Below are 25798 nucleotides of genomic sequence, written 5' to 3'. Positions count from 1 at the left end.
GAGGGGTAAAAAGAGACCAGTTTCACACCCCTCTCCTGTTTTCAGGGGAGGGGCCGGGGGTGGGGTATGTTACAGTAAAACCATTGACCGCTTACTTGAAAAAGCTTGGCTTATGTACCCACTGATCAGTACATTTAATGGACAGAATCTCAAAAGTTCTGAACCGTCATTAGCCCAGAACACAACCGTACTAGCCGTTTAGCAACGAGCATGATACATAGGCACCCGCCTGGTAAACCAGTAAAAATAGCTTTTACAGTACTGCACTTTATAGGACTGATTTGTATCAGCTTAACCTCAATTGTACAGGTACATGCACAGCCATTTATGTGCCGACAGTTTTCTGCCAACGATGGTTTGCCCTCTTCTTATTGTTTTACCTCATTTCAGGACCATGAGGGCTACTTGTGGGTGGGTACCTATGGGGGCGTTGGGCGTTTCGATGGGGCAACGTTCAAAAATTTTACGGTTAACGATGGCTTGGTCAACAACCAGGCACTCACGTTTTTGCAGGATAAAGCCCAGAATATCTGGATTGGTACATTCAATGGAATCAGTATCTGGAAAAACGGGCATTTTCAGAATATCACGAAAGTAGGTAACACGCCCATTGAACGCGTTTTTGGTCTGACCCAGACGCGTGACGGACGTATCTGGGCCGCTTGCGAGAATGGATTACTGGTTTTCGATAATACACAGGCAACCCCTAGGCTTTTTCAACTCGACACAGAGAATAAACCCGTTACGCATCTGTGGGGTGTTTGCCAAACGCCTTCGGGACAGTTGCTGGTCAGTAATACGTACAAACTCTTTTTATTTGATAAAAATCGATTTGCCGAGATAAAATACCCGGATGGCAAATCGGTAGAAGCCCGTCGCCTGGTGCAATTAGGGAGTCAATTGCTGATCGGTACCTATGAGCAGGGAATACTTGACTATCAATCAGGAACAGTGAAGCCACTTTATGCGGATATACTGCCCAGCAAACTGCGCGTATTTGATATCCTAACCGATAAGCTGCAACGATTGTGGCTGGCAACCAATCAGGGAGCGATTTGCATTGATAAGGGCAAGGTCACGACGCTAAACACTCAGAATTATTTGCCCAGCGATAAATGTCTGGGTATCAGTGAGGATACCGAGGGGAACATCTGGCTTACAACACCCGAAGGATTAATTCAGTGTAAAGCGCGATTTATTGATGTTTTTACCAAAACCAACGGGCTGCTGAACGACGAAATCTATTCGCTGGGTAAAGACAAAAATGGCGTTATTTATTTTGGTGGTTGCAATGGGCCTTTTTCAGCCTATCGTCGTGGTACCCTTTTTCAACCCTTTCCGGCATTTACTGGAACAAAGTCGAGCGGGCTACCTATTCATTTTACCAAATTTGATCGTAAAGGCAATCTCTGGATTTCGTGCGATGCCGAAGGCGTTTACAAACTCGGTGCGGGTCGAATTGAGAAGATTACAGGCACGGGTAAATTCTGCTCGGCTTTTCTCGAAGATACCTTGCATGACGCTATCTGGCTGGGTAATCGGGAAGCGCTGATTCGTTATCAGCATAATCAGTGGACAACCTTTACGCCACCCCCATCTATGGCTGTCGATGATATTCTGGCTTTGTATCAGGATAAGCAGCAGCGAATATGGGTGGGCACCTACGGGCTACGACTCTTCGACGGTAAAACCTGGACGGACTTATCGAAGAAAACCAACACGGAACAGGTGTTTATCCAGTCCATCAAAACCGATGTAGACGGCGCTATCTGGGTAGGCACAATTGGCAAAGGCATTCGGAAAATCCGGTTAGATAAACAGGGAGGAATTGAGTCGGTTGAGACGATCACGATGCGTCAGGGCTTGCAGAACGATAGTGTACTCGACCTCGAATTTGATAACGAGGGTCAGTTGTGGGTGGGCTCTTTTGGGGGTATTATGCGGATTGACCCGAAACGGCCTAAAGAAAAAGGCCAATACGTGTCCCGAATTTTCAGCCGGAATAGCGGTATTCTCGGTAATACCTGGCAAGTCGTTTCCTTTTTGAAAGACGATGCGGGCAATATGTGGGCAGGCACGTCGAAAGGCGCCATGCGATTTGATATATCGGCTATTCCAACTGCCTCAACTAGTCCGCCTGTTCATATTGTCTCGGCGCAACTTGTGCAAAATGCCCATGAACCGTCGGTCAATGGACAACCTATAATCGCCAACGGTGCGTTGCCCTATTACCAGAATTCACTTAATTTTCAATTTACGGGTATCGATCTAAGCGACCCAACGGGTATTCGCTACACCTACAAACTCGCTGGCTTGCCCGAAGCGACCTGGTCGGCTTTTTCGAAACAAAATAGCGTCAATTTCAATAACTTATCGCCGAACACATACACCTTGTCTGTTAAAGCGATTAATGCGGATGGCGTTGAAAGTCGGCGTGAAGCGAGTTTTACGTTTACCATCGATCCCCCGTTCTGGCAAACCTGGTGGTTTCGTATTCTGGTTGCTTTGTTGGTGGCCAGCGCTATCATTGCGGCCGTTCAGTTTCGGATTCGTTTCCTGAACGAAAAGCATAAAACGGCTTTACAGATTAGCGAGTGGAAGTTGAAAGCGCTCCAGAGCCAGATGAACCCCCACTTTATTTTCAACTCGCTGAATTCCATCCAAAATTTCATTATCACCAACCAACCAATCGAGGGCGTAAAATATCTGTCGAAATTCTCTAAGCTGGTCCGGCGAATTTTAGAGAATTCAAACTATCAGCAAATGAAGCTAGAGCGGGTTATGGAAACGCTGCAACTATACGTGGAGCTGGAAGCCATGCGCTTTAATCAGGAGTTCACCTACCAATTTGATATTGATGACGACGATAGCCTTTACGACACCTTACTTCCACCCATGCTGTTTCAGCCGTTTGTTGAAAATGCGATCTGGCACGGATTGATGCCGCAAAAGGGAGAAAAGCTGCTACTCGTTAAGGTTGAGAAACAGACCGACACCCTGCTCTGTATTATTGACGACAACGGCGTAGGGCGCGCCAATAAGCCCAAAAAAGAAGGACATACCTCCCGTGGCGAATCGATTACTAAAGATACCTTCGATGCCTTCAATCAGCTCATGGGCAAAGAAGCGACCCTAACCATTATCGATAAAGTTGCCCCACTGACCGGCACCCGTGTGGAAATCCGGATTCCTTTGTAGAGGTATATAGGATACCTTAAGAAATAGTTGAAAAAAAGCGCAATAAAATAGACTTACCTGAAATAGTGCTTAATTTTTAGGCTCCCGGAGTTGGCACTTGCTCGCCCGTATGCTTACTCCCCTTGGGTCTTCATGCGCTCCCGGTGCTGCTTACCCCAGTTGATCATCTCCAGAATAATATTGCCAAAGGATTGACAGTACTCCGTTGAGGTATATTCTACCCCAACCGGCGTTGTCGGAATCACCGTTCGGCGAATCAGCCCATTGGCTTCCATCTCTTTCAATTCCCGGGACAGCATCCGGGTTGTAATGCCGGGGATACTTCGTTCGATTTCCCGGAAGCGTTTGTTACCGTTACAAATCGAATTTATAATGGGTAGCTTCCATTTACCCCCAATCACATAAATCGTGTCCTGTAAGGCCTGTACTTCCTGGCGTTGACTTCGGGGATTAGCCAACCCTTCGTTGACTATTCCTAAATGCTTTTCATCCTGCATAGCTGGTATACTTGGTTATACTGGTAACAAAATTATATCAAACTAGCCATACTTTTGCCTCGATCAAATCATTATTACGTTTATGAGTAATCTAGAAGGAAAAATAGCATTGGTAACGGGCGGGAATAGCGGTATAGGGTATGCCGCAGCTAAGGAATTAAAGGAACAGGGAGCCGAGGTAATTATTACGGGCCGACGACAAGAGGCCGTTGAGCAGGCAGCCACCGAATTAGGCGTAACGGGTCAAGTAGTGGATCAAGGTCAGTTAGCCGCAATAGAGAAACTGGCAGCTTTTGTAAAGAATAGGTACGGGAAAATTGATATTCTCTTTATCAACGCAGGCATTGTAGGTGGAGCCAGCATTGAGCAGGCAACCGAAGAAGTGTTTGATACCGTCATGAATGTAAATTTTAAGGGTGCTTATTTCACGTTAAGCAAATTTATTCCTTTGCTACATGACGGTGCATCGGTCGTATTTTTATCCTCGAATACGGCTAGTATGGATGGGGCCAACTCATCGGTTTATTCGTCCAGCAAGGCGGCTCTAAATTCTATAATGCGGATCGCAGCGGTCGAACTGGCTCCCCGTCATATCCGGGTAAACAGCATTAGTCCTGGGCCAACCCAAACCGAGATTATGAAAAAAGCCGGGTACAGTGATGAGCAATTACTCCAGCTGAATGATTGGATGATTGATCGCGTCCCGCTTAAGAAAATTGGGCAAGCGGAGGATGTGGGTAAACTGGTGGCTTATTTCAGCAGCGATTCCGCCCGTTTCATCACTGGCGCCGAACTGGTTATGGATGGTGGCATGAGCTTAAACTATTAGTCCCCTAAGAAGTCGGAAAACCGGAGCGCGATTCTACATCCACTCCGGTTTGTTTTTTAGGAACATCTTGGTAGTCGCGTGTCTCGTTCGCGAATCAAGGGACGTTTTCCCAACGCACCAGTACTCTATTGGACATAAAGTAGCTTACAACGCTTTAGTTTTATCCCGCCACCTTAACAACATTGACTCGTTGTTGCACTGTGAGCCTATAATTGGCCTGGTACAGCGAGTACATAGAAACCATCCCAAACCCAACCATGAACATGAGGTGGAGAAAAAACAGGCGATAATCCTGTAGATAGATGGCCAGCACGAGTCCACCTAAAAAATAGGCTGCAAAAAGTCCTTCAATCATCGTCATCCAGTTGAGCTGATGACTTACGTATTTATTAGCACTCCACTGATCCGAACCCGTTTTAACATTGAACTTTGGCGTACGTATAAATGGCGTCCTCCGGCCTAAGTACCCTTCGATTACAGCAATTGTGTTATGTAAGGATAACCCCATCATCAAGGAAGAATACATCGGAAAATACCAAAGTAGTTTCGCCTTAGAATTTGATTTTAAAAACCACAACGGGATGCCATAGAACGCAATGAGAATGAATAAATTGACTTGAAATAGATTGATGACCCGAAAAACCCATTCCCATTCCGGATGCTGGCTACGGATATAAAGTAGCGGTACACTCATAATACCCAGTATTAATACTAAAATGAACGAAGCACTACTGAAGAGGTGAAACAGCGCATGTAGCTTTATCGTCAATGATAGGTTAGGTGTTCGAAGTACACGACCAATTAGTTTTCTGGCGCACTCAGCGGCACCTTTCATCCAGCGATATTGCTGCGATTTCAAGGCATTCATCGCGACTGGTAATTCAGCAGGGGAATTAATGTCTTCCCGATACACAAATTTCCAACCCTTCAGTTGAGCCCGGTAACTCAAGTCTAAATCCTCTGTTAACGTATCACTTTGCCAACCGCCAGCATCGGTGATGGCTTCTTTACGCCAAATACCACCTGTGCCATTAAAATTAGCCAATAATCCAGCCGTATGACGACCACTCTGTTCAATAGTAAAGTGGGCATTGAGGCCAAATGCCTGTAATTGAGTCAATAAGGAAAAATCTTCGTTAAGATGCCCCCATCGGGTTTGGACAATAGCCACCTTTGGGTCAGTAAAGTGCGGAATGGCCTTGATCAGAAATTCCGGATCTGGGACAAAATCAGCGTCGAAAATGGCGATAAATTCCCCTTTGGCCACATTCAACCCATGTGCCAATGCACCTGCCTTAAAGCCGGTTCGATCAGGCCGTTGAATGTGTTGAATAGCGAAGCCCAGTTGTTGATAGGTGGCAACCTTACGGGCAATTAGCCACACGGTTTCATCCGTAGAATCGTCCAGGATCTGAATGTCAAGTTTGTCTTTAGGATAGTTGAGTTGCACCACCGCGTCGATGAGCCGATCAACTACATAAAGCTCGTTGTAAACAGGCAATTGAACGGTTACACGGGGTAAATCAACTGGCAAAATAACGGAGGTAGGTTTAGCGGTCAGCTGACGCTTTCGCTTTGATCGCAGGTAAATGAGAATAAGGCTTAACTGACCACAGTTATAAAAAAATAGCAGCATCAGGGCCAGTCCATATAATAGTAGGACTAGAATTTCCATAAAGAATTAATCTTTCTAACGTTGAATGAGAGCCTCATTGGCCGAATAAGGGATGAAACGGATTGACTAAGTAAAGAGTTATCAAAAACTATATAAATAGGCCTGCGAAGAGAGGGCATCCCATGGCCATTATGTTCTGAGACGGGTAAGCTAATATTGATTCGATTTTATTCGTATTAGCTAACTATGTCAAGAACGTAGGCATATCGATTGAGGACCGGGATTATAAATCTTGTCGTTTAGCGAAATCTGAACCCAATAATACACCAGCTATATATACTCAGAACTTTTGAGATAGTGCTTTTGCTTTCAATGGGAATAAGGCAATGGTACTAAGGCACCCCAAAAACCGGTTGTTGTCTTTCTTTACCTTATCTTGTCGAATTACGGATGGCTGCGTTGACCATAGCCATTGGGACCGTTGCCTCACTTGTGGGAGTTTGTTGTAAGCAACTACTCTTGGGATCTGTATAGTCTATACGGCTGTGTTTAGTTTGTTAATGGCCTTCAACGAAAGTTTGAATACAAGCTAACAAGGCCTTCCAAAAATAGTAGTTGATTTACCGTCTAAATTGGCTCTCTGGGGCAACAAAAGCATGGTAAACCGGATCGGTGAGATAGCCTAAGATCAACCCTAAAGAACACTACCCCGAACCAAAATTTACTACCTCCCTATAGAATTTATGTTCTCAGACGCACCTCCATCTTTATCGACCATTGTTGCCTATTTATTTGCACAACGAGAAACGATTTTAAACAACTGGAGAACCACCTGTCAGGCCGATCCAAGTCTGAGTCAAGGACTATCGCTAAGTCGGGAAGAATTCAATAATCTACTTCCACTAATCCTGGATATCCTTGAAGCCCGTTTGTTAGGAAAGGAACCCGATGCTGATCCTGCCATCACGGCTCAGGCACATGGCCTGCACCGCTGGCAGAAATCCTTTGATCTGATGAGCACAATGCGGGAGTTATCGCATTTATCCCAGATTCTGTACAGTGAGCTTCGGGTATTCCAGGGGCTTTTTCCGCAAACGCAGGCTGTTTTGCTGTTCGATGTATATCAAAAGATTGCCCAGATCATGCAGGAAACCATAGAAGGGAGCGTCTTTAAATTTGATGAACTGCAACGGCTGGAAGCTATTCAGCGGGCGACCGCGCTCCAGCAGGCCCTGACAAAGATGACCGAGTTGTCCGAAGAGCGGGTGAATTTACTACGAACGTCCGCTCATGATTTACAAGGAGGGTTGGGCATTATCAATGGAGCAGCTTATATGTTGAAGCTGGAAGGTCTAAGTGACGAGCAACGAGAGCAGTATTTAGCCATGCTGAGTCGAAACCTGGCCAGTGTAGAAGTCATGCTAACGGAATTAATGGACTTATCCCGAATTGAAGCCGGTGAAGAAACGCTTCAGATTCAACCCGTTGATGTGGCCCCGTTACTGCACGAAATCGTGGAAAGTGGCCAGGCACTGGCTCGTGAGCGTCGATTAGTTCTACAAGCCAATGGTTCTGCTTCGCTATCCGTTGAAACGGACCCGATCAAACTGCAACGGATTATGCAAAATTTACTCCTGAACGCCCTAAAATATACCTCAACGGGCTTTGTATCTATATCCTGGTCGTTAGAAAACGAAGCGCGGTGGCTGGTCAGCGTTCAGGATTCAGGCCCTGGTTTGCCGTCTGGCTTAGCTGGTATCTTTGGTGATCAACTCAGACCAACCATCGAAGCAACCAGTGTGCTGGCCATCGATGCGGCAGAACCGGTAACGGTTTTACCAGAACATGTTCCAACGATTCCGGACAGTGCTGAACTGAGTGATCTCGCTCAACAGGCTACGCAAGGCGAAGGTATTGGTCTACAGATCGTTAAACGGCTATGTGAACTGTTAAAAGCAAGCCTTGAAATAGAAAGTGTTGCTGGACGGGGAACGTTGTTTCGAATCCGTTTTCCGCTTCATTATACGCATTAAGCAGATGTAGAAAGCCTTGGGGCGAGCAACTTGTTCGTTTAAACGCAATCGCGCTGAATCATTACTAGAAAAACGCACAGGAGTGAAGAAGCCATTAATTTATATAGTTGACGACGAGGCTGACTACCTAACGCTGGTCCAATACGTATTTGCTGAGTTTCTGTCTCAGTACAAACTTTCGGTATTTGCAAACGGGCGTATTATGCTGGATGAGCTAGAAACAGCTGAAGACCATCCTGTTTTAATATTGCTTGATCTCCATATGCCAATCCTGGACGGTCAACAAACGTTAAGGAGGCTTAAGCAACGGCCGGACTGGAAAACGATTCCTGTAGTGATGGTGACTAGCGGTGCGTCAACGCAGGAAGTCCAGGCCTGCTACGAAGCCGGTGCAAATTCCTGTCTGGCAAAACCCAGATATATTGAGTCTATGCAAACGCTTTTCAAACAGGTCTGTTCCTATTGGGTTAATACAAATGGACCTATTGCTACGTAATCAGCCAACTGACTACGAGTGAACTAAGTCAGCTACCGATTCGAAACAAAATTAACCGTGTTACTTATTCATCAACTCCTGGAACAGCCCTCCTTACTCGCCTACTTCACAGGAGCGAATAACTATGCCTGGCTACAGTTTCGCAATGGAGAACGACGCTTACTGGCCAAGCCGCTGGTTTATTTTGAAGAACGTCTACCTTCTTTTATTCGCATTCACAAGATAGCGCTAATTAATCCCGATTGTGTTATTAGCATGCAACCGCCACCTCGTCCCAAAATGGCAGGATCGGTGCGGCTTTCGGATGGAACTGAACTGCCCGTCAGCAGGCGACGCTGGCATGAGGTAGAACAGTTGTTACAGATTGACCATACTCTGGTTGAGCCCAAAGCAGATGTATTATCGAAGCAGTCTGAATCAGTTCAGGTTAACGATTATAGGGCTGACTCCCCACGAATTCAGGCTGTTATGTCGGGCGATACGCTGCTGCTGACCCAGCACTGTATCAATGAGTTAGGGCTAGACTGTAACCTACAGTCCACTTCATCGGGAGCTGAGCTGGCTTCCTCTTTACTGCTTACTCCTTCTGAGGAGTGGCCTACGTTGATTTTTATCGATGCCCGAACCAACCGGGCAGATAGTATTCTGACTTTGCAGACTTTGAAAGGCCATCCTAAGCTGCGAGCCATTCCTGTAATCTGGTTAGCTGCGCCTGGAAATAATATGATGCAGGCCTACCTGCTCGATGCCAATTCGGTTGTAAGTGTACCCAATGAACCAACAGCGTTTGTCAGCGTGTTGAAAGAACTGCTTCTTTATTGGCTGACAATTGTACAGTTAGCTAGTTAGGCCCATAGCACTGTTTAAAAAAGGGAGTAATCTACTTTCGGCAATGTAACGGTTTCCCACCAATAACTTCTGAGTGACTGAAACTGGACCAACCAATCAGTTGATAAGCGGGGTTTGACCATATACGATGAACAGCCGCGCTGATAGGCTTCACGAAAGCTATTAATAATCAAATATATATGTATTAAATAATGAGAAATTAACGGATTTTTAACTCGTCTTATAGATGGGGCCGTTCCCTCATTCGTCCGATGGATAAGCACGATGAAATCTGGCTGGCTTAGTTGAGTTTATACATACTTATAATCCATCTGACCTGACTGCTACTGGTCCAGGTAAACAAAACTCAACGTTTTCGACTATGAGCGAAATTTCTGAATACGTCTCCGAACTCTCTTCCGTACCAACCCAAACACAACCTGTACGCACGGAACAACCAACGCATTTAAAAAACAATGGCTCTTTGGGGAGTGAGTCTACACATCTTGAATTCGATCATCTTCTTTGTTTTGCGCATCTGCGCTGGAACTTCGTTTATCAACGACCACAACACTTATTGAGTCGGGCCGCCCGTCAGTGTAAAGTCTGGTATGTAGAGGAACCCATCTGGGACGATACCCTTCATCTAGAGATTCGGTCGGTGGCCGAGAACCTCTACGTTGTGGTGCCCCACCTACCCCGGAACCTTGACGAACAAACCGTGATTCAATTCCAACGGCAGTTAGTCAACGAGTTAATTACCCAACACCAAATAACCAATTACCTTAGCTGGTATTATACTCCAATGGCACTTTCGTTTACGGATCATCTTCAGCCGAAAGCTGTCTTGTATGATTGCATGGATGAGCTGTCTGCCTTTTTGGGGGCATCTCCGCAACTAATTGATCAGGAACAACGGCTGCTGAACCGGGCCGATGTGGTGTTTACCGGTGGCTATAGCTTGTATGAGGCCAAGCAAAAGCGTCACGCGAAGGTATATGCGTTTCCAAGTTGTATCGATTATGCCCACTTCGCAAAGGCCCAGCCGTCTCCCTCGAGCGTCGGCTTAGCTGATCCCATTGATCAGGCCATGATTCCTGGTCCCCGAATTGGCTACAGTGGGGTCATTGATGAGCGGCTGAATCTGGAACTACTAAGCGAACTGGCCCAGCAACGGCCCGACTGGCAGTTTATTCTTTTGGGACCAATTGTTAAGATAGATCCCGCTACCTTGCCCAAAGGCCCTAATCTGCATTTTCTGGGTATGAAGGATTATAAAGAACTTCCGGCTTATTTCAGTAACTGGCAGGTAGCCATGATGCCATTTGCCATCAATGAAGCAACTCGGTTTATCAGTCCAACAAAAACACCGGAGTACTTAGCGGCTGGTTTACCCGTCGTGTCAACGCCCATTCGGGATGTGGTACGCACCTATGGCGATTGGGATCGGGTCGTTATTGCCGATTCTGTATCAGCCTTCCAGCAGGGTATCGAATTGGTATTGCAAAAGCCACTGGGCAAGGACGAAGTCGCGTTGGATCTATTTTTACGGAAACAGTCCTGGGATCAAACCTGGCGGCATATGCAACGAATCCTGAACGAACAGGTAGTTTCTTTAGAGTTGTATCAATAGAGTAGTTTAGACTTTCAAGCTGCCTGTAGAGAGGCCACGATGAATAGCAACGTACACATAGGCACCTGTGGTCTGGGCGGCTCTAAAGCCGCCTATGCAAAGCTATTTTCCTGTGTTGAGATTCAACAATCCTTTTATCAACCACCTCATCTAGCTACTTTGAAACGGTGGCGGGCTGAGGTGCCGCCTGACTTTGAGTTCACATTGAAAGCCTGGCAACTTATTACGCACCCAGCCAAAAGTCCAACCTACAAACGGTTAAAGCGAAACCTGTCGGAAACTGAACGGGCAGAGGCTGGATATTTCAAACCGACTGCTATCGTTGATGAGGCCTGGCAATATACGCTGGCCTGTGCTCAGGCGTTGGAGGCTAAAACGGTTTTATTTCAATGTCCAGCCAGTTTTACCCAAACGGCTGAGCACATTCATAATTTGGTTCACTTCTTCTCTCGCATTGAGCGAAAAGAACTGAACTGTGGCTGGGAACCTCGTGGTACTTGGGATAAACAGCTCGTACATGATTTGTGCGAGGACCTTGATTTATGGCATGTGGTTGATCCATTTTCCAGCACAACCGTAACTCCCGATCACTGTTACTTTCGACTTCATGGCCGACAGGGCTGGCGGTATCAATATGAATCATCGGAATTAGCTGAGTTAATCGAATTGCTGCCAGCCGATAAGCCCAGCTACGTTTTCTTTAATAATATTCACATGAAGCAGGACGCTTTACTATTCAAGCAACTATGGGAGGAGGCTAATTATTCCGTTTAGCTAATTAACGTGAATTATGGATAAAATCTGGATTTATTAATTGATTGCCAGTTGTTTATAATATTGTTTTTTGTCATCCCGACGTCAGGAGGGATCTTCGGTAAATAACCAGGTGCCGAAGATCCCTCCTGACGTCGGGATGACAGAAAACAGGTATCATGCTATTCGTAAATCGGCCATATGTTAATTAGTAGAAAGAACCAACAGTTAGCCTAAAATCACATCCTGGAGCGAGTCGGCACCAATAAATTTTTTGTAAAGCGTTAATGCCTGAGCCACTACCTGATCCATATTATAGTATCGATAGGTACCTAGTCGTCCCACAAAATGAACACCGGGTTGTTGATCCGCTAACTGCTTATACTGCCGATACAGATCCGCATTTTCGGGTCGTGGGACTGGATAGTATGGGTCACCTTCGTCCTGTGGATACTCGAATGTTAAACTGGTTTTAGGGTGCTCCTGGCCCGTTAATTTCTTATATTCCGTAATACGCGTATAGGCATGATCGTTAGGGTAGTTGACAACCGAAACGGGCTGGTAATCGGGTACATCCAGCGTCTGATGATCAAATCGCAAGGATCGATACGGAAGTTTACCGTAGCAAAAATCAAAGTACTCATCGACTGGACCGGTGTAAATCAACTCATCAAACGACAATTGATCTTTTACCTCTTTGAAATCGGTGCTGAGCATCTGGTGGATGTTCGGATGATCCACCATTTTTTCAAACATTTTGGTGTAGCCGTGGAGAGGCATGTACTGAAACTCATCCGTAAAATAGCGGTCATCCTGATTGGTGCGGGTTGGAATACGCGAGGTGACCATCTTATCCAGCTCCGATGGATCGACGCCCCATTGTTTACGGGTATATCCCCGAAAGAATTTTTCGTATAGATCGCGGCCTACCTGGCTGATAACGACGTCTTCAGACGTCCGAATTTCATCGACAGATTCACCTACACTTTTGAAATAATCGGCTAGTTCTTCAGAGGTAAAGTTATAGCCATACAGTTTATTGACCGTATCCAGATTAATCGGAATAGGTAACAGTTGGCCATCTACGGAAGCTAGCACGCGGTGTTCATAGGGCCGCCACTCGGTAAACTGGGATAGGTAGGCGAACACATCGGGTGAATTGGTATGAAAAATATGCGGGCCGTACTGATGAATTAAAATGCCGTCCTCATTGAGGCAATCATAAGCGTTACCACCGATATGGGGCCGTTTATCAATCAACAACACTGTTTTTCCTGACTGACTGGCTAAACGTTCGGCCAGAACACTTCCGGCGAAACCAGCTCCAACAATGGCATAATCGTAATGCATAAGTAAATACTATTGAATAAAGATTTTCGTATAAGGTTTAACGGGCTACAATAGGTTACAGTACGAGTGAAAGCCTGTTCTGTGAGGGAACGGCCCTTTTTTACTGGTAAGCGAGTATACTTCGGCCTGTTAGATAGGCAGATATAACCAGTAAAGCAATCGGAATAGGTGACTCCATGACGATAGAACGGAAAATAGCTTCGTCGTCTATTGCATCAGTAGTATCTATCATGGAGTCATAAGGGTGAAGTTTTTATCAACTGATTAAACTTTATGAGTTATGTATACAGCTAACGAATCGCTGCATACATAACTTACTTCTTGTCAGTTTTGTCATGTCCTTCCAGCTTAACGATCTTATTATAGAGGCCAAGCAACAAAAAAGGAGCTGCCCACTGTCCCACAAAGAGACTGCGCTTACTTTGTCCTGTGGCCTTGAGGTATAAGGAAATACCCATGGAACCCAGGGCCGCCCACAGGAATAGATCTGAAGGTAGTTTCGCTGTTTGTTCTTCAATAGCCTTCGTTACAGGCCCTTCTTCGTGTTCGGGGTTATTTAATGGATTCATTTACTGATTTGTGTTTAAACTATGTATTGATAAAAGCGCTAATAAAAGACCAGTACGAGACTGAAAAACGGATGCCTTCAGCGCAAGCATTGATTTAAGTTTGCATTGGTAACCTGTACCTTTAACCTTAGTTGTCTGCTTAATAGCGCAGCGGATTGATCAGAAGTAAGGTAACGGCGCCGATACTGAATCAATTTATAATGATTCACGGCTGGAACCTGCTCCCCAAAACCATGTAGTTTATGTACAGTCAGCATTTTCCAGAATGTATGGACGTTGGCTTATAGATTCGTCGCAGTCACAATTGACTGTAGTCAAATACAATCTATTTTGGACGAGCACTAGGTTGTTAACTGATATCTCTCCTTAACCCTGTACGGCTAATTCGCCACGTTGAAACTCGAAGTGGAAACGAGGCAATGGTCTGACTCGTTGTTGATTGATTTTCTAAGGCCCATTTCCTTACAAGGTCGGTAATCAAAAAGTCTTTCTCATACTCCGCCTGTTGTCTTTACTGTGATTTTCCCTTAGAATAATTACCTGGCAACCCCAGCGTAGTTCGATCAAACGGATGACGATGCGTGGTGGCTAATGACTTTTTTCAACCTGACTAATCAAGGGAATCATCCCTGGTTCATTTTATATGATAGTTACCCAAACAGAATCAGGCTGGCAGTTAATTCATCAGCCTGCTCACGGTTTACTTGCCTTACAACTGGCTTTGGCCTGGAAGGTGGACAAACGCCCAGCGCATTGGGCTGAAACACTCCTTGCTGTCGCTGAGCATGATGATGGACAGGTTGCCTGGGAAAAACGGAATCACCTGACCGCTGCCGGTGCCCCCCTACATTTTCAACTGGTTGATTTTTCGCTGAAGCAGTGTCAAAATCTACTTCAGATAGGTTTACAAAAGAGTCGTTGGACTGCCTTACTGTTATCCATGCATATATCCTTTCTGTATGAGCCCAAGCGAGGTACTAATAAAAAATTAGATGCCTTTCTAGACCAGCAGCGGACAAATCAGGCACAATGGCGAAAAGAAACGAAAGCGACTGAAGCAGAGGCTGATTATGCGTATAAATTTCTGCAATGGTGTGATGCGTTATCCTTAGTATTTTGCCTGCAACAAATCCCTCCTGAAGAACGGCGGTTAGAGGTGAGCAAGGGTCCTGATGGGGTAGCCTACTATTTATATCAACGAACGGATGATTCATTGGCCCTGGAGCCCTGGCCCTATGAACTGTCAACCCTAGAGGTGCACGTTGAAACGGTTAAACTGGATCAACTAGTTTTCAAATCGGATCACCAGCTTTACAACGCCATTCAGGAATCTCCTGTTGTTGTTCATCGGTGGACGCTTAGACGATAAGTAGCCTTGTTTGTCTTGCTCGATCCAAAATAGATCAGCTCCTTTAGAAAGTACGAAGACAGCTTCATGGAGGTCGACGCATGGCCACCGGGATACTACGCGACCGTTAGGGACAATGGGTGGGTGTATGGGGATCGAACGAGACAAAAAAAATAATCCAGGTTAGGCGAGCCAGACGAAAAACGGGTGGCGTTAAACCAATAATCAATGCGATTAAAATGAGCAGGAAGTACGTCAAATCCATATCGAGTAGTACTTCAAACAAGATAAAACAACTCACAATCAGGGCCACATAATAGGCGTAACTTACATAGAGTGCGCCTGTATAATAGCCAGGCTCTTTCTCGAAGCGCTCCTCACAACAGGGGCACTGGACATTCATCTGATCAAATTTTTTAAGATTATAGGGGTTATTGACGGCAAAGAAGTTGCCGGTTTGGCAACGGGGACATTTATTCAGAAAGATGCTATAGAGCTTAGTCCCTTTACCCATATGTGTACCCTTTACTTAATTCACTACCTGGCTCGGTCGACAATTAGCTGAACTATCGCCTGCTATCACTACTGAGTAAGCGGGTTTTTGTTCACTCTATTTATTCTAAGTCGTAAAGAAGATTATTTGCTAGCTTGGAGGAAGGCTCTACGTTCACTTTTTTCCCTTATTCCAAGTTAGCACTTGGTGGTTCATTGTCAATCGGTAATAGGTCAGTATTTTTCCGGACGATACACGTTCGTAAAAATAGTACTCGTCCAATTTAGTTTCTATCGATTCTTTGGATTCTATCGTCTTTGATTATCAGTACAATAGAATCAACCGCGCGGGCGGCCCCGAGAATCTATAGAATCCCCTAGAATCTAGTTTGCCAAAGCACTAGCTAGTTGGCCCGAACTCCAATAGGATACCAGACAGCATCAGCAATCCGTCTACGTACAGGTAATAGCCATAATCTGACGGCTTCGTAGCAATCCATCGAATTGTCAGCCCTAATAGTGCCATAGGTGCGCTTAAACATACTACGGGCCAGACGTTTAGCCACTGTCTGTACAAAATAGTAATAGTCAATCCAAAGCATAAAGTAAGCCCGTAGAAGAACCAACGAATCTGAGTTTCAGTGAGCATCGACGCAATCGTAAGCCACTTTGACTGCCGATCTATAGCCCGATCGCGATAGTCGAACCAGAGTGCAATGCTGTAAATTAATAGAAACCGGTTTATAAGCCAGGTTCCAATAAGTACCCAACTTGGTTGCTGAACCGGGATTGCCATTACTAATGGAAGGGCCGCTGTGACGTAGGTCCAAATTAAAGCAAGATAGATCGATTTAAAAACGGCAATCCGGCGCAGGATACGAAACAATCGCCAGTTGATTTTAGGGGCTGAATACAAAAAAGTCAGCAAGACGACGGGCAGTAAGTCAAGAAAGTACGATTGTAAATAGACCAGTAGCCAAAGGCCAACCAGAACAGTGCCAATAAACAAACCAAGCAGCGTTTGCTTGTGCGTTTGATTCCACTGACTTCGATTGGTCTCACCAGTGGATGAATCGGTCAAAAACCAGTGCAGTGAATAACTACCCAGCGTACCCGCAAAGACAAACGCCAGAAACGAGATGGGCAAATTAAGTTTAAAAAGTCGGGCGGTGGCCTGGCACATGATAACCGCGCAAAGTGCAATATAGGTGTTGCTGAACAGGATAAACTGTAGAATACCCTCTGAAATTAGTGCAGTTCGCTTGACCATATCCGAATAACTCAGGAAGTGGTCTGTTCGTTTTTATCCCCCTCACTACACAGAAGAAATTAGTACAACTTATTTCTTAATTCTGGGCCTATCCGCTCAATGCCCTGCTCGTCAATGATAAGCTTAACGTTGATGTCTTTTTAAATGGATAGTACTGAAACCCTATATACTATCGAGGTAAGAAACATGCATACCCGGTCACTTTTCCATTTTGGCTAAAATGGCTTTCATTTCAGTAATTTCCCGTTTCTGTGATTCGATGATTCCCTTGGCCAGCTTTTGCACCTCCGGATCTTTTAGGTTGGCCGCCTGACTAACCATGATTGCCGAGGAGTGATGGGGAATCATGGCTTTCATGTATTGTGCATCATTTACAAACGTCTGTGTCCGTAATAGTATAAGCACCCCGCTAAAAGCGGCAATACTAGCCCCAATGATCAGAGCATTTATACGTCGGTTTTTGTACATAGAACCCATAAACGCAAGCATGATGAGTGCCATGGGGGCCGTCATCAGCACTATCATATAGAGTCGGGTCAACCCAATATAGACATGACTGAACTGATCCACATTTAGATACATAACGGCTTGCATGACAATGTAGGATGCGCCAAGCATTAGCCCAAACTTTCGGTAACTTCCCTGTTCCATACTCATGTGCTTTTCCATGTTGTTTGCCTTGTTGAGTCAATTAAATGGTTAAAGTAAGCCCCCTCAGGATGGTCGTTGATTGTGACTAATTTCTTAAAAAGTAAGCTAGTTGGCAGCTATATAATTAACTATCTTCTAGTTGTTAGAATGACTTCACCAACTGGATACTGTACATCTGCCCTATCTTCTGCCGTAATGAATACTGTCCTTGGTTTATTAATTGTAGTTGTTGTCAGGGTGGCCTTTAACGTTTTGCCAGTTGGCATTAACTGGCCTAGTTTTTTGGTTAAATTCTCACTTGATTCCATCCAGACCAGATAGGTACTTTTAGAGGGGTTAAGGTTGTTGGGCTCGGCCAAATTCTGCACGTTTATATTGATGACGTAATTCTTATTCTTGTCTTTTTTTACGTTTACTGCCCCGGTTGCCGCCGGCACAATTGTCGATGTAACAAATGTCATTTTAGGGGTACAGGCATTGAAAGCTATGACCATAAACAGCATGGTAACAGCATTAGTGATCGTTTTCATACGTGTTGAGTTTACGTTGTTTGATAAACAAAGGTGATTACTCCGGCTTAGGGCCGACTTAATATTCCCTTAGAAATAGCTTAGAGCAAGGATTGCTGACCATCCAGATGTTTGTCGGGTAGGCCACCCAGTAACTTTCTGCCCCATTCGGTTTGGGACAGATGGCTTTTAAGTCGTTCGACCGAAGCAGGCAGCGATTGGGCCAGTTCATCGGCTTGTTGACTGACGGTGGGTGATAGAGCCCAGATAATGCCCCCAACTAACATGACCAGCAAGAACATGACTAACACCATCGATACCCCGTAGGAGAAGTGTGCTTTGTTACTGACATACCCACTTAGCCCATTAATTACGACCGCAACAATGATTCCACCAAACACCAGGAAGAAGAACGTTGCGGCATAACCTACCAGCAGAAACAGGACTGTTATCGACAAACCGATGAAAGTGGCCGAAGCGGCTCGCTGGGAAAAGGAAAGAGTCTGTTTCATAAGGTATTCAGATACATAAACCCAGGGAGCTGGTTCGTTTAGAACGCCGTCGATACGGCTCAAAACGCCATGAATAACCTGATAATTAGTTGTCGGTTGATGTATCCGGCAGAACAGGAGTGGGCTTGTAGAACATCACCAGCGTGCCGAGTCGCTTATTGGTAGACATGACGGGGGCCGAGAGTTCATAGGGAGTTTTGCTGTTGAAATAAATATCCTGCTGTTGTAGCAGATAAGCCGGGAAGAGAGTCGCGAATTGGATGCCCTGATTTTTCTTGTTTGTGGAGAGCATAACCTTTCCTTTGATGTCAATGAGCAGCATTTCCTGGACGCCTTTATCTTTGACCAGTGTGTTGAAATACTCATCGATTTCCCCCGGTTTGTTCTGTATCATAGCGTTTCGAACAGCCCAGGCAAAGGTTTTCATGCTAAACGTTAGCTGTTGTTGATTGACAAGCAGCTGGTTGTTTTTTGCCGTTACGTGCAATAGGTTGCGCTCATGCCGAAATTGATTGGTCAATTGCCAGTTTCGGAAAAGTAGATAACAGATGCCAAGTCCCAGCAGTATAATGATGCCATATAGCACGTGCTTTGGATTTAGGCTGGAAGTCGTTGCTTGCTGTTTTGTAGGGTGTTCAACTGTCATTGTCGTAGAAGATTGATTGAAAATTCAGTAGGGCCTGTAGCGGTCCTTATAGCCTAAACGATAAGGCTATTACTTCAATAAACAGCGAAGTGCTTAGGCCGGCCTTAACGAAACCTTAGAATTTGGTTAGAAGCCAGTGTGGACTAAATCCCGGTGTTTATGACCACAACGTCAATAACTGCTTATACAGGATTTGTATATTTTTCTTCTCGTAGTCGGTAGCCAGCGTCTGATTGGCGTACGTTTTTAGCAATTCTGCTTGCTGACGCAGGATGGGTTTGCGTTCGCCGGAACAAGTTGCCACGTAAACCAGTGACAGTGCCCGAAGCAATCGCCGAAATACAGCGTGGTTGCCTTTTGCATTAATGCGAGGCAGATCAAACGCCAGTCGGATGTAATCCTCGAAATCCGTACTTCTTACCAGTACACGCAGGTGCTTCCCATCCGAGCGCAACCGTGCCGGAAATTCACGGCGGGCCAGTCGTTCGCCAACCGCGCCGAGGTAATCAATCGCCATAATAGCGGTTGTTGTATCATTAATGCCAGGAGACAGGGCTTTCAGGGTAATGTCAACTAACTGCTGAATACCGAATGCGACGTCCTGCTGCACATTGCGGTGTCGTCCGATGCTGACATAATCCATTAAGTCATTTGGCCAGTCGGCTTCGTCGGGGTCATCTCGTTCCATACCACTCCGAACACTAAAGAGTAAAGAACCTTCACCGATAAACGCGCCCATCTCTTTCTCGATCCGTAACACAACCCGGTGCCGGGTTGCCCAGCTCAGTAAACCGTCCGTATTAATCTGTTGGAGATAGCCCGTCTGCTTTGCAAAAACGGGTCGCCAGCCCGTTTGCTCGTCAGCGTAGGCAAGGGCGGCCTTGGCTTTTTGGGGATCATCAATCGGTTCGCCAAACTGATCGGGGAACAATTCATCAATAGCTTTATTGGTTTCGTGGAAAATGTGCTGGACAATCGTGCCGGTCTGGAGTGATTCGGCGATATGATGAATAAAGAAAATCAGGGCCGCTACGCCCCCTAAAGCCAGCAACAGACCCGCCAGAACTGCTGTTGACGGGACAAACTTCACTTCGTCGGTTCCTCGAATAGTGCCCAGTACTATCAGACAGTACGAAAACACCCCAACAAAATAGCCCATAACGACCTGATTGACCCGGTCGCGCATGAAGTTGCGTAGCACCCTGGGTGAATACTGGCTGCTTACCTGGGAAATCGTAGATAGTGTTAGCGAGAAGGCTAATGCGGCTACCGTCAGCATAGAACCTGAAATGGCCGACAGCATCCCTCTGGCCCCGTCGGCACCGGACGCGAATAGGAGCGGGAATTTTTTTTCGCCGTGCCAACTGGTGTGCGTATCAAACGCCACCAAGCCGTAAGCCAGTCCGAAGGAAGCCAATACCATCAGGCCCGGTACAAACCAGAGGGATTCCTGTAATTGCTGCCAGTATTGGCGAAGGCGGGTAGGCATAAAAGTGTTCAATACAACTAGGTCGACATGGGCAATCGTTATCGAACAATGGGGCCTTTAGGCGAGTCGCGCTGGAGTACTTTGTTGATTGAATATACTATCCCGTTTGTGGATATGACTAAGGTAAAGAATAAGCGAATACGCACGTTTCATAATTAACCGATTTTGGTAGGTTAAAACTGGGCAAACCAAACGGTCAGCTATTGTTTTAACCTTGTAGCAGGTTGATTGTTTTTCTATTTACTCGCTACTATACCATTATTCCCAACCGCCACCCAATGCCCGGTACAGATCCGTTAGAGCCAGGAACTGGGATTGCTTGGTGGTGATGAGCGCCAGTTCGGCTTCGAGCACGCTTCGTTGGGCCGTGATCACTTCCAGATACGAAGCATACCCACCCCGAAACAAATCGTTCGAGGTCGAGACGGCCTGTTCCAAAACGGCTACTTCCTGGGCCTGTAACTCGGCCACCGAACGGTAATTCTCGACGCCCCGTAATTGGGTCGATACTTCGCTGAAACCCGTCAGAATAGCCTGCTGATACCGATACAACGATTCCCGGCTCTGTGCCACCGTCTGCTGGTAGTTGGCTTTCACGGCGCGTCGATTCAGGATGGGGGCCGACAAACCACCCAACAAACCCGCAGCAATGGACGCCGGGTTGAACAACACCGCCGTTCGGAAGGCGTTCAGGCCTAAATAAGCTGTCAGGTTTAGACTGGGCAGAAACTCGGCTCGGGCTACGTCAATGTCTATGTTGGCGGCTTGCAGGTCAAGTTCTGCCTGACTGATGTCGGGTCGGCGAACCAGCATCTGCGCCGGGATACCCGTCCGTACCTGGCCGGGAAGGTCACGGTCCTGGAGGGATTTTCCCCGGACAATGGGCTGTGGATAGCGACCCAGTAATCGGTTTAACTGATTCTCATGGTCTACAATCTGCTGGCGAACCTGCCCCTGCCGACTTCGGGTATTCAGGAGTTGGGCCGAGAATTGCTGAACGGCCAGTTCTGTAACCCGACCCGCTTCTTTCTGGACGCGGACAAGCTCCAGCGCATTCTGTTGATAGTCAATGTTTTTCTGGAGAATTTCCAGTTCACCATCCAGGGCCAGCAGGGCGTAGTAGTGCCGGGCAGTTTCAGCCACCAGAGCGGTTATCACGGCATGTCGGCCCTTCTCCGACGCGAGAAGGCGCAGGTAGGCCGCTTTTTTTCGGTTGTGGAGCTTGCCCCAGATGTCGATTTCCCAACTGCTGCGGGCCCCCAGAAAATAGTCAGGAGTAGGGTTGGGCGTTAGTTGATTACCCCGAATATTATCCGATAAATTGGTATCGTAATTCCCAACTCCATTCATCGTATATTGACCGTATCGGTCTACCCCCGCCGACGCCACAGCATTGACCTGAGGGACCAGCGCCCCCTGGCTGTACAGGAAGGACGCGCGGGCCATCTCGATCCGTTGCGTAGCGATCCGTAGATCTAGATTACTGGCTAAGGCGGTGTCGATTAGCTGCGTCAACTGAGGATCGGCGAAGAACGTCCGCCAGTTTTGCCGGGCAATCCCCGTTGAGTCCGATTGGCCCGCAAAGGAAACAGGCAGGGGCCGGTTAGCGGACTGAAGTATGGTAGTGGGTAACTGACAACCGCTTAGTAAGAGTAGACTGGCAACACTACACGGAGCCAGTCTAGCCAGTATTCGGTGTAGTGGCTTGATTGCCGGGATATTACGTATTGGCTTATTTAGGGATGACTTTTCCATTGATGTGCGTTTGGGTGGATATTTCAATAATGTCGATTTCGGTCTCCCGGGTATAGTGGCCCTGCGGTTCGTCGTCGGTTGGTGGGTTGGTTTGAAATCGTTCGGCGAGTTTGGCGAAGAACACATACAGACCCGGTACGATGACCAATCCGAACAGTGTACCGGTGAGCATACCCCCAGCAGCTGCCGTTCCGATGGATCGGTTACCGAGTGCCCCTGCACCTGTGGCCATACACAGTGGAATCAGGCCCGCGATAAATGCGAAGGAGGTCATTAGAATCGGGCGCAGCCGGGAAACCGCCCCCTCGATGGCTGCTTTCACAATTGGTAAGCCTTCCTTCTGCCGCTGGCTGGCAAACTCAACGATCAGAATAGCGTTTTTACCCAGCAGGCCAATGAGCATAACCAGCGCTACCTGCGCGTAGATATTGTTCTGAAGGCCCATCAGGTACAGGAAGAAAAAGGACCCGAATATGCCCGTGGGTAGCGACAACAGGACCGACAGCGGCAAAAACACACTTTCGTATTGCGCCATCAGCAAAATATACACGAACACTAAACAGATCGCGAAAATGTAAATAGCCTGGTTCCCTGACTCGACCTCCTCCCGCGACATGCCCGACCACTCGTAAGCGTATCCTTTGGGCAATGTCTGGGCGGCCACTTCCTGAACAGCCCGGATCGCGTCACCGCTACTATAGCCGGGGGCCGCATCGCCATTGATCATGGCCGAGGTGTACATGTTGTAGCGAGTCAACTGCTCGGGACCATAGACCCGCTCCAGGCTGACAAAGTTGGCATAGGGGACCATTTCCCCCTGGTCGTTCTTGACCCGCATGTTCAGCACATCTTCGGGTTTGGTTCGGTAATTGGGGGCCGCTTGCACCATTACTTTATACATCTGCCCGAAGCGGATGAAGTTAGATGCATAATAACTGCCCATCATCGTTTGCAGCGTACTCATAGCGTTGTCGATGGAGACGCCTTTCTGGGACGCTTTTTCCTGATCGACATGCAGCAGGTACTGGGGGAAATTAGGATCGAAGCTGGTAAAGGCATCGCTGATTTCGGGCCGTTTCTTCAGGGCCGCTATAAAATCCTGCGCTACCTTGGCCGTTTGATTCAGGTCACCACTGCGGCCCCGATCCAGCATGCGTAGTTCAAAGCCACTCGAATTACCAAAGCCGGGTACGGTAGGGGGAGGAAAAAACTGAATCGTGGCATCGGTAATCTCTTTGGTTTTTTCTTCCAGCGTTGTAATCAGTTCCTGCATCGACTGGTGCCGCTCCTCCCAGGGCTTGAGGTTAATCATGCCCATCCCATAGGACGCCCCCGCCCCGTCGGTCAGCAGGCTGTATCCAGCCAGCGTCGATACGTTCTCGACCGATTCCTGCTCAGAGGCCACCGCTTCGATGGCGTCCATGACTTTCTCGGTCCGGTCGACGGTGGCCCCGGCGGGCGTAGTCACGTTGACGTAAATCATGCCCTGATCTTCGGTAGGAATAAAACCGCCCGGCAGCACGATACTGATGCTCCAGGTGGCCACGATAAATAGCAGTAATAACCCCCAGGTGATAACGCCCCGATTGGCCATCCGACTGAGTAATCCCTGATACCTACCCGCTAGCGATTCGTACCCCCGGTTGAATTTGGCAAAGAAGCGACCCAGCAGCCCTTTTTGCTCGCCGTGTACGGGGCGGAGTAGAATTGCACAGAGAGCAGGCGTCAGGGTCAGCGCATTAACGCCGGAGATGACAATGGCAATGGCCAGCGTGAGCGAGAATTGGCGGTAGAAAATACCCACCGGCCCCGACATAAAGGCGACCGGAATAAACACCGCCGACATCACCAGGGTAATGGCCACGATGGCTCCGGCAATATCACTCATAGCCGAAAATGTAGCGGCTCGTGGCGGTAAGTGGGATTCCTCCATTTTGGCGTGAACAGCCTCGACTACCACAATGGCATTATCGACCACAATCCCAATGGCCAGCACCAGCGCAAACAGGGTGAGCAGATTGATGGAGAAACCGATCAGGCTCATAAACGCAAAGGTGCCGATCAGGGCCACCGGTACAGCCAGCGCGCAGATCAGGGTGGAGCGCCAGTCCTGCAAAAACAGGAACACAATAATGAACACCAGCACAAAGGCTTCGATCAACGTGCGAACCACCTCGTGAATAGAGGCATCCAGAAACCGCGACACGTCGTAGGCGTAATTGTAGGTCATGCCGGTTGGAAACGAACTGTCTTTGAGTTCCGCCATTCGTTTTTTTACGTTGGCAATCACGTCGCTGGCGTTGGAGCCGGGCCGCTGTTTGAGCATGATGGCCGCCGAGGGGCGTCCGTCGTTTTTGGAGAGTACGCCATAATCCAGCGAGCCGAATTCTACGTCGGCCACATCTTTTAGGCGCAGGGGCGAGCCGTCGGAGTTGGTGCGCAGGATGAGGTTTTCGTACTGAGCCGGTTCAAAAAACTTACCCGTGTAGCGGAGTACATATTGAAGCGTTTGGGGATCGCGGTCGGCACTCTCACCTGCTTTACCAGGAGCTGCTTCGACATTTTGCTTGCGAATACCGGCAATCACTTCGTCGGGCGATACATCATAGGCCGTCATGCGGTCGGGTTTGAGCCACACCCGCATGGAGTAATCGCGGCTGCCCATAATGGCCGCAAAACCCACCCCGTCGATCCGCTTCAGTTCGGCCAGGACGTTGATGTCGGCAAAATTGTAGATGAATTTTTCATCTACTTTTGGGTCGTCACTGACAATATTGAGGTATAGCAGCATGCTGTTGACCTCTTTTTCGGTAACGACCCCCGCCTTGATGACTTCTTCGGGCAGTTCGTCCATCACGGTCGTCACCCGGTTTTGCACGTTAACGGCGGCCAGATCGGGGTCGGTCCCCACTTTAAAGAACACCGTGATGAGGGTAGTGCCATCATTGCCCGAAATGGACGTCATATAGGTCATGTTGGGCACCCCATTAATGGCTCGTTCGAGCGGGGTAGCCACAGCCTTGACGCAGACATCGGCGCTGGCTCCCGTGTACCTGGTCGTTACGGTGACCGAGGGAGGTACAATATCAGGAAACTGTGTAACGGGCAGTCCCGTCAGGGCCAGCACGCCCATCAGCACAATCAGGACCGAAATGGCGGTGGAGAGTAAAGGTCGTTTAACGAATATGGTAAACATAGGTATACAGGAATGGGTAGTGGATAATGAAAGATGAACTACCTATTGATTGTCAGTGGCTTACTAAGTGGGCTATGCATGTTGCATGGTACCGCACGGGCGGCCCCGATTTTTCAGTATTCATTCATT

Annotated in this window: 22 protein-coding genes; 8 read left to right on the top strand and 14 right to left on the bottom strand. The window is 47.3% G+C overall.

All coding sequences use genetic code 11. From position 1 onward, the window contains the following. Positions 1 to 327: 327 nt before the first annotated feature. Complete coding sequence (locus tag ACYVGR_RS31545) at positions 328 to 3198, top strand: two-component regulator propeller domain-containing protein (protein ID WP_460963997.1); 2871 nt, start codon at positions 328 to 330, stop codon at positions 3196 to 3198. A gap of 113 nt (positions 3199 to 3311) precedes the next feature. On the opposite strand, the gene ACYVGR_RS31540 is transcribed toward ACYVGR_RS31545, so the two are convergent. Then, positions 3312 to 3695: a winged helix-turn-helix transcriptional regulator gene (locus ACYVGR_RS31540; protein WP_460963995.1), complete on the bottom strand. Its 384-nt coding sequence runs from the start codon at positions 3693 to 3695 to the stop codon at positions 3312 to 3314. A gap of 82 nt (positions 3696 to 3777) precedes the next feature. Between ACYVGR_RS31540 and ACYVGR_RS31535 the strand changes: the two genes are divergently transcribed. Then, positions 3778 to 4524 (top strand): SDR family oxidoreductase, encoded by a 747-nt coding sequence (locus tag ACYVGR_RS31535; RefSeq protein ID WP_460963993.1) that lies wholly within the window; start codon positions 3778 to 3780, stop codon positions 4522 to 4524. A 160-nt stretch (positions 4525 to 4684) separates the two neighbouring features. Here the strand turns inward: ACYVGR_RS31535 and ACYVGR_RS31530 are convergent, their stop codons facing one another. Continuing rightward, positions 4685 to 6199, bottom strand: coding sequence for a cellulose synthase family protein (locus ACYVGR_RS31530; protein ID WP_460963991.1), 1515 nt, complete (start codon positions 6197 to 6199; stop codon positions 4685 to 4687). Between the two features lie 683 nt (positions 6200 to 6882). Between ACYVGR_RS31530 and ACYVGR_RS31525 the strand changes: the two genes are divergently transcribed. From ACYVGR_RS31525 to ACYVGR_RS31505, 5 genes are all read left to right on the top strand, one after another. Continuing rightward, the gene (locus tag ACYVGR_RS31525; protein ID WP_460963989.1) at positions 6883 to 8172 is read left to right on the top strand and encodes a sensor histidine kinase; all 1290 of its coding nucleotides are present in this window, start codon (positions 6883 to 6885) and stop codon (positions 8170 to 8172) included. Positions 8173 to 8254: 82 nt separating this feature from the next. Next, complete coding sequence (locus ACYVGR_RS31520; RefSeq protein WP_460963987.1) at positions 8255 to 8668, top strand: response regulator; 414 nt, start codon at positions 8255 to 8257, stop codon at positions 8666 to 8668. A gap of 57 nt (positions 8669 to 8725) precedes the next feature. Continuing rightward, a complete protein-coding gene (locus tag ACYVGR_RS31515; protein WP_460963985.1) occupies positions 8726 to 9517 on the top strand; it encodes a response regulator transcription factor in 792 nt (263 codons plus the stop codon). A 361-nt stretch (positions 9518 to 9878) separates the two neighbouring features. Then, positions 9879 to 11129 carry a glycosyltransferase family 1 protein gene (locus ACYVGR_RS31510; RefSeq protein WP_460963983.1) on the top strand — a complete coding sequence of 417 codons (1251 nt, stop codon included), beginning with the start codon at positions 9879 to 9881 and terminating at the stop codon, positions 11127 to 11129. Between the two features lie 39 nt (positions 11130 to 11168). Beyond that, positions 11169 to 11903, top strand: coding sequence for a DUF72 domain-containing protein (locus ACYVGR_RS31505; protein ID WP_460963981.1), 735 nt, complete (start codon positions 11169 to 11171; stop codon positions 11901 to 11903). Positions 11904 to 12110: 207 nt separating this feature from the next. On the opposite strand, the gene glf is transcribed toward ACYVGR_RS31505, so the two are convergent. From glf to ACYVGR_RS31490, 3 genes are all read right to left on the bottom strand, one after another. Beyond that, positions 12111 to 13232, bottom strand: a complete 1122-nt coding sequence (glf, locus tag ACYVGR_RS31500; RefSeq protein WP_460963979.1) for a UDP-galactopyranose mutase — start codon at positions 13230 to 13232, stop codon at positions 12111 to 12113. A 100-nt stretch (positions 13233 to 13332) separates the two neighbouring features. Continuing rightward, on the bottom strand, positions 13333 to 13464 hold the full coding sequence (locus ACYVGR_RS31495; RefSeq protein WP_460963977.1) for a hypothetical protein: 132 nt from the start codon (positions 13462 to 13464) through the stop codon (positions 13333 to 13335). A gap of 82 nt (positions 13465 to 13546) precedes the next feature. Continuing rightward, on the bottom strand, positions 13547 to 13801 hold the full coding sequence (locus ACYVGR_RS31490) for a hypothetical protein (protein WP_460963975.1): 255 nt from the start codon (positions 13799 to 13801) through the stop codon (positions 13547 to 13549). 643 nt (positions 13802 to 14444) lie between these two features. On the opposite strand from ACYVGR_RS31490, the gene ACYVGR_RS31485 reads away from it, so the two are divergent. Beyond that, complete coding sequence (locus tag ACYVGR_RS31485) at positions 14445 to 15170, top strand: DUF3891 family protein (RefSeq protein WP_460963973.1); 726 nt, start codon at positions 14445 to 14447, stop codon at positions 15168 to 15170. A gap of 106 nt (positions 15171 to 15276) precedes the next feature. Here ACYVGR_RS31485 and ACYVGR_RS31480 read toward each other — a convergent pair whose 3' ends face one another. The 9 genes from ACYVGR_RS31480 to ACYVGR_RS31440 all read right to left on the bottom strand — a co-directional run bounded on the left by ACYVGR_RS31480 (position 15277) and on the right by ACYVGR_RS31440 (position 25669). Beyond that, on the bottom strand, positions 15277 to 15663 hold the full coding sequence (locus tag ACYVGR_RS31480; RefSeq protein ID WP_460963971.1) for a DUF983 domain-containing protein: 387 nt from the start codon (positions 15661 to 15663) through the stop codon (positions 15277 to 15279). Between the two features lie 378 nt (positions 15664 to 16041). Continuing rightward, on the bottom strand, positions 16042 to 16911 hold the full coding sequence (locus ACYVGR_RS31475; RefSeq protein WP_460963969.1) for a UbiA prenyltransferase family protein: 870 nt from the start codon (positions 16909 to 16911) through the stop codon (positions 16042 to 16044). 198 nt (positions 16912 to 17109) lie between these two features. Continuing rightward, complete coding sequence (locus ACYVGR_RS31470; protein ID WP_460963968.1) at positions 17110 to 17580, bottom strand: DUF305 domain-containing protein; 471 nt, start codon at positions 17578 to 17580, stop codon at positions 17110 to 17112. Positions 17581 to 17690: 110 nt separating this feature from the next. After that, positions 17691 to 18092 carry a hypothetical protein gene (locus tag ACYVGR_RS31465; RefSeq protein WP_460963966.1) on the bottom strand — a complete coding sequence of 134 codons (402 nt, stop codon included), beginning with the start codon at positions 18090 to 18092 and terminating at the stop codon, positions 17691 to 17693. Between the two features lie 80 nt (positions 18093 to 18172). After that, positions 18173 to 18583 carry an AI-2E family transporter gene (locus ACYVGR_RS31460; protein ID WP_460963964.1) on the bottom strand — a complete coding sequence of 137 codons (411 nt, stop codon included), beginning with the start codon at positions 18581 to 18583 and terminating at the stop codon, positions 18173 to 18175. 85 nt (positions 18584 to 18668) lie between these two features. Beyond that, entirely contained in the window at positions 18669 to 19229 is a 561-nt protein-coding gene (locus tag ACYVGR_RS31455; RefSeq protein WP_460963962.1) for a hypothetical protein, read from the bottom strand. Between the two features lie 157 nt (positions 19230 to 19386). Further along, positions 19387 to 20718, bottom strand: a complete 1332-nt coding sequence (locus tag ACYVGR_RS31450) for a DUF2254 domain-containing protein (RefSeq protein WP_460963960.1) — start codon at positions 20716 to 20718, stop codon at positions 19387 to 19389. Positions 20719 to 20976: 258 nt separating this feature from the next. Further along, positions 20977 to 22473, bottom strand: coding sequence for a TolC family protein (locus tag ACYVGR_RS31445; protein WP_460963958.1), 1497 nt, complete (start codon positions 22471 to 22473; stop codon positions 20977 to 20979). Beyond that, on the bottom strand, positions 22451 to 25669 hold the full coding sequence (locus tag ACYVGR_RS31440) for an efflux RND transporter permease subunit (RefSeq protein WP_460963956.1): 3219 nt from the start codon (positions 25667 to 25669) through the stop codon (positions 22451 to 22453). Before ACYVGR_RS31440 ends, ACYVGR_RS31445 begins: the two co-directional genes overlap by 23 nt. Positions 25670 to 25798 lie beyond the last annotated feature (129 nt).

This window comes from Spirosoma litoris, from assembly GCF_054776755.1.
Note: the sequence above shows the minus strand (reverse complement) of the source record. Positions and strands in the feature narration are given on the sequence as shown.

Bases quoted from the DNA above. Each gene is read 5' to 3' on its own strand.
- ACYVGR_RS31545 (WP_460963997.1), top strand. From the start codon at position 328: ATGTGCCGACAGTTTTCTGCCAACGATGGTTTGCCCTCTTCTTATTGT.
- ACYVGR_RS31540 (WP_460963995.1), bottom strand. From the start codon at position 3,695: ATGCAGGATGAAAAGCATTTAGGAATAGTCAACGAAGGGTTGGCTAAT.
- ACYVGR_RS31535 (WP_460963993.1), top strand. From the start codon at position 3,778: ATGAGTAATCTAGAAGGAAAAATAGCATTGGTAACGGGCGGGAATAGC.
- ACYVGR_RS31530 (WP_460963991.1), bottom strand. From the start codon at position 6,199: ATGGAAATTCTAGTCCTACTATTATATGGACTGGCCCTGATGCTGCTA.
- ACYVGR_RS31525 (WP_460963989.1), top strand. From the start codon at position 6,883: ATGTTCTCAGACGCACCTCCATCTTTATCGACCATTGTTGCCTATTTA.
- ACYVGR_RS31510 (WP_460963983.1), top strand. From the start codon at position 9,879: ATGAGCGAAATTTCTGAATACGTCTCCGAACTCTCTTCCGTACCAACC.
- ACYVGR_RS31505 (WP_460963981.1), top strand. From the start codon at position 11,169: ATGAATAGCAACGTACACATAGGCACCTGTGGTCTGGGCGGCTCTAAA.
- glf (WP_460963979.1), bottom strand. From the start codon at position 13,232: ATGCATTACGATTATGCCATTGTTGGAGCTGGTTTCGCCGGAAGTGTT.
- ACYVGR_RS31495 (WP_460963977.1), bottom strand. From the start codon at position 13,464: ATGATAGATACTACTGATGCAATAGACGACGAAGCTATTTTCCGTTCT.
- ACYVGR_RS31490 (WP_460963975.1), bottom strand. From the start codon at position 13,801: ATGAATCCATTAAATAACCCCGAACACGAAGAAGGGCCTGTAACGAAG.
- ACYVGR_RS31485 (WP_460963973.1), top strand. From the start codon at position 14,445: ATGATAGTTACCCAAACAGAATCAGGCTGGCAGTTAATTCATCAGCCT.
- ACYVGR_RS31480 (WP_460963971.1), bottom strand. From the start codon at position 15,663: ATGGGTAAAGGGACTAAGCTCTATAGCATCTTTCTGAATAAATGTCCC.
- ACYVGR_RS31475 (WP_460963969.1), bottom strand. From the start codon at position 16,911: ATGGTCAAGCGAACTGCACTAATTTCAGAGGGTATTCTACAGTTTATC.
- ACYVGR_RS31470 (WP_460963968.1), bottom strand. From the start codon at position 17,580: ATGGAAAAGCACATGAGTATGGAACAGGGAAGTTACCGAAAGTTTGGG.
- ACYVGR_RS31465 (WP_460963966.1), bottom strand. From the start codon at position 18,092: ATGAAAACGATCACTAATGCTGTTACCATGCTGTTTATGGTCATAGCT.
- ACYVGR_RS31460 (WP_460963964.1), bottom strand. From the start codon at position 18,583: ATGAAACAGACTCTTTCCTTTTCCCAGCGAGCCGCTTCGGCCACTTTC.
- ACYVGR_RS31455 (WP_460963962.1), bottom strand. From the start codon at position 19,229: ATGACAGTTGAACACCCTACAAAACAGCAAGCAACGACTTCCAGCCTA.
- ACYVGR_RS31450 (WP_460963960.1), bottom strand. From the start codon at position 20,718: ATGCCTACCCGCCTTCGCCAATACTGGCAGCAATTACAGGAATCCCTC.
- ACYVGR_RS31445 (WP_460963958.1), bottom strand. From the start codon at position 22,473: ATGGAAAAGTCATCCCTAAATAAGCCAATACGTAATATCCCGGCAATC.
- ACYVGR_RS31440 (WP_460963956.1), bottom strand. From the start codon at position 25,669: ATGTTTACCATATTCGTTAAACGACCTTTACTCTCCACCGCCATTTCG.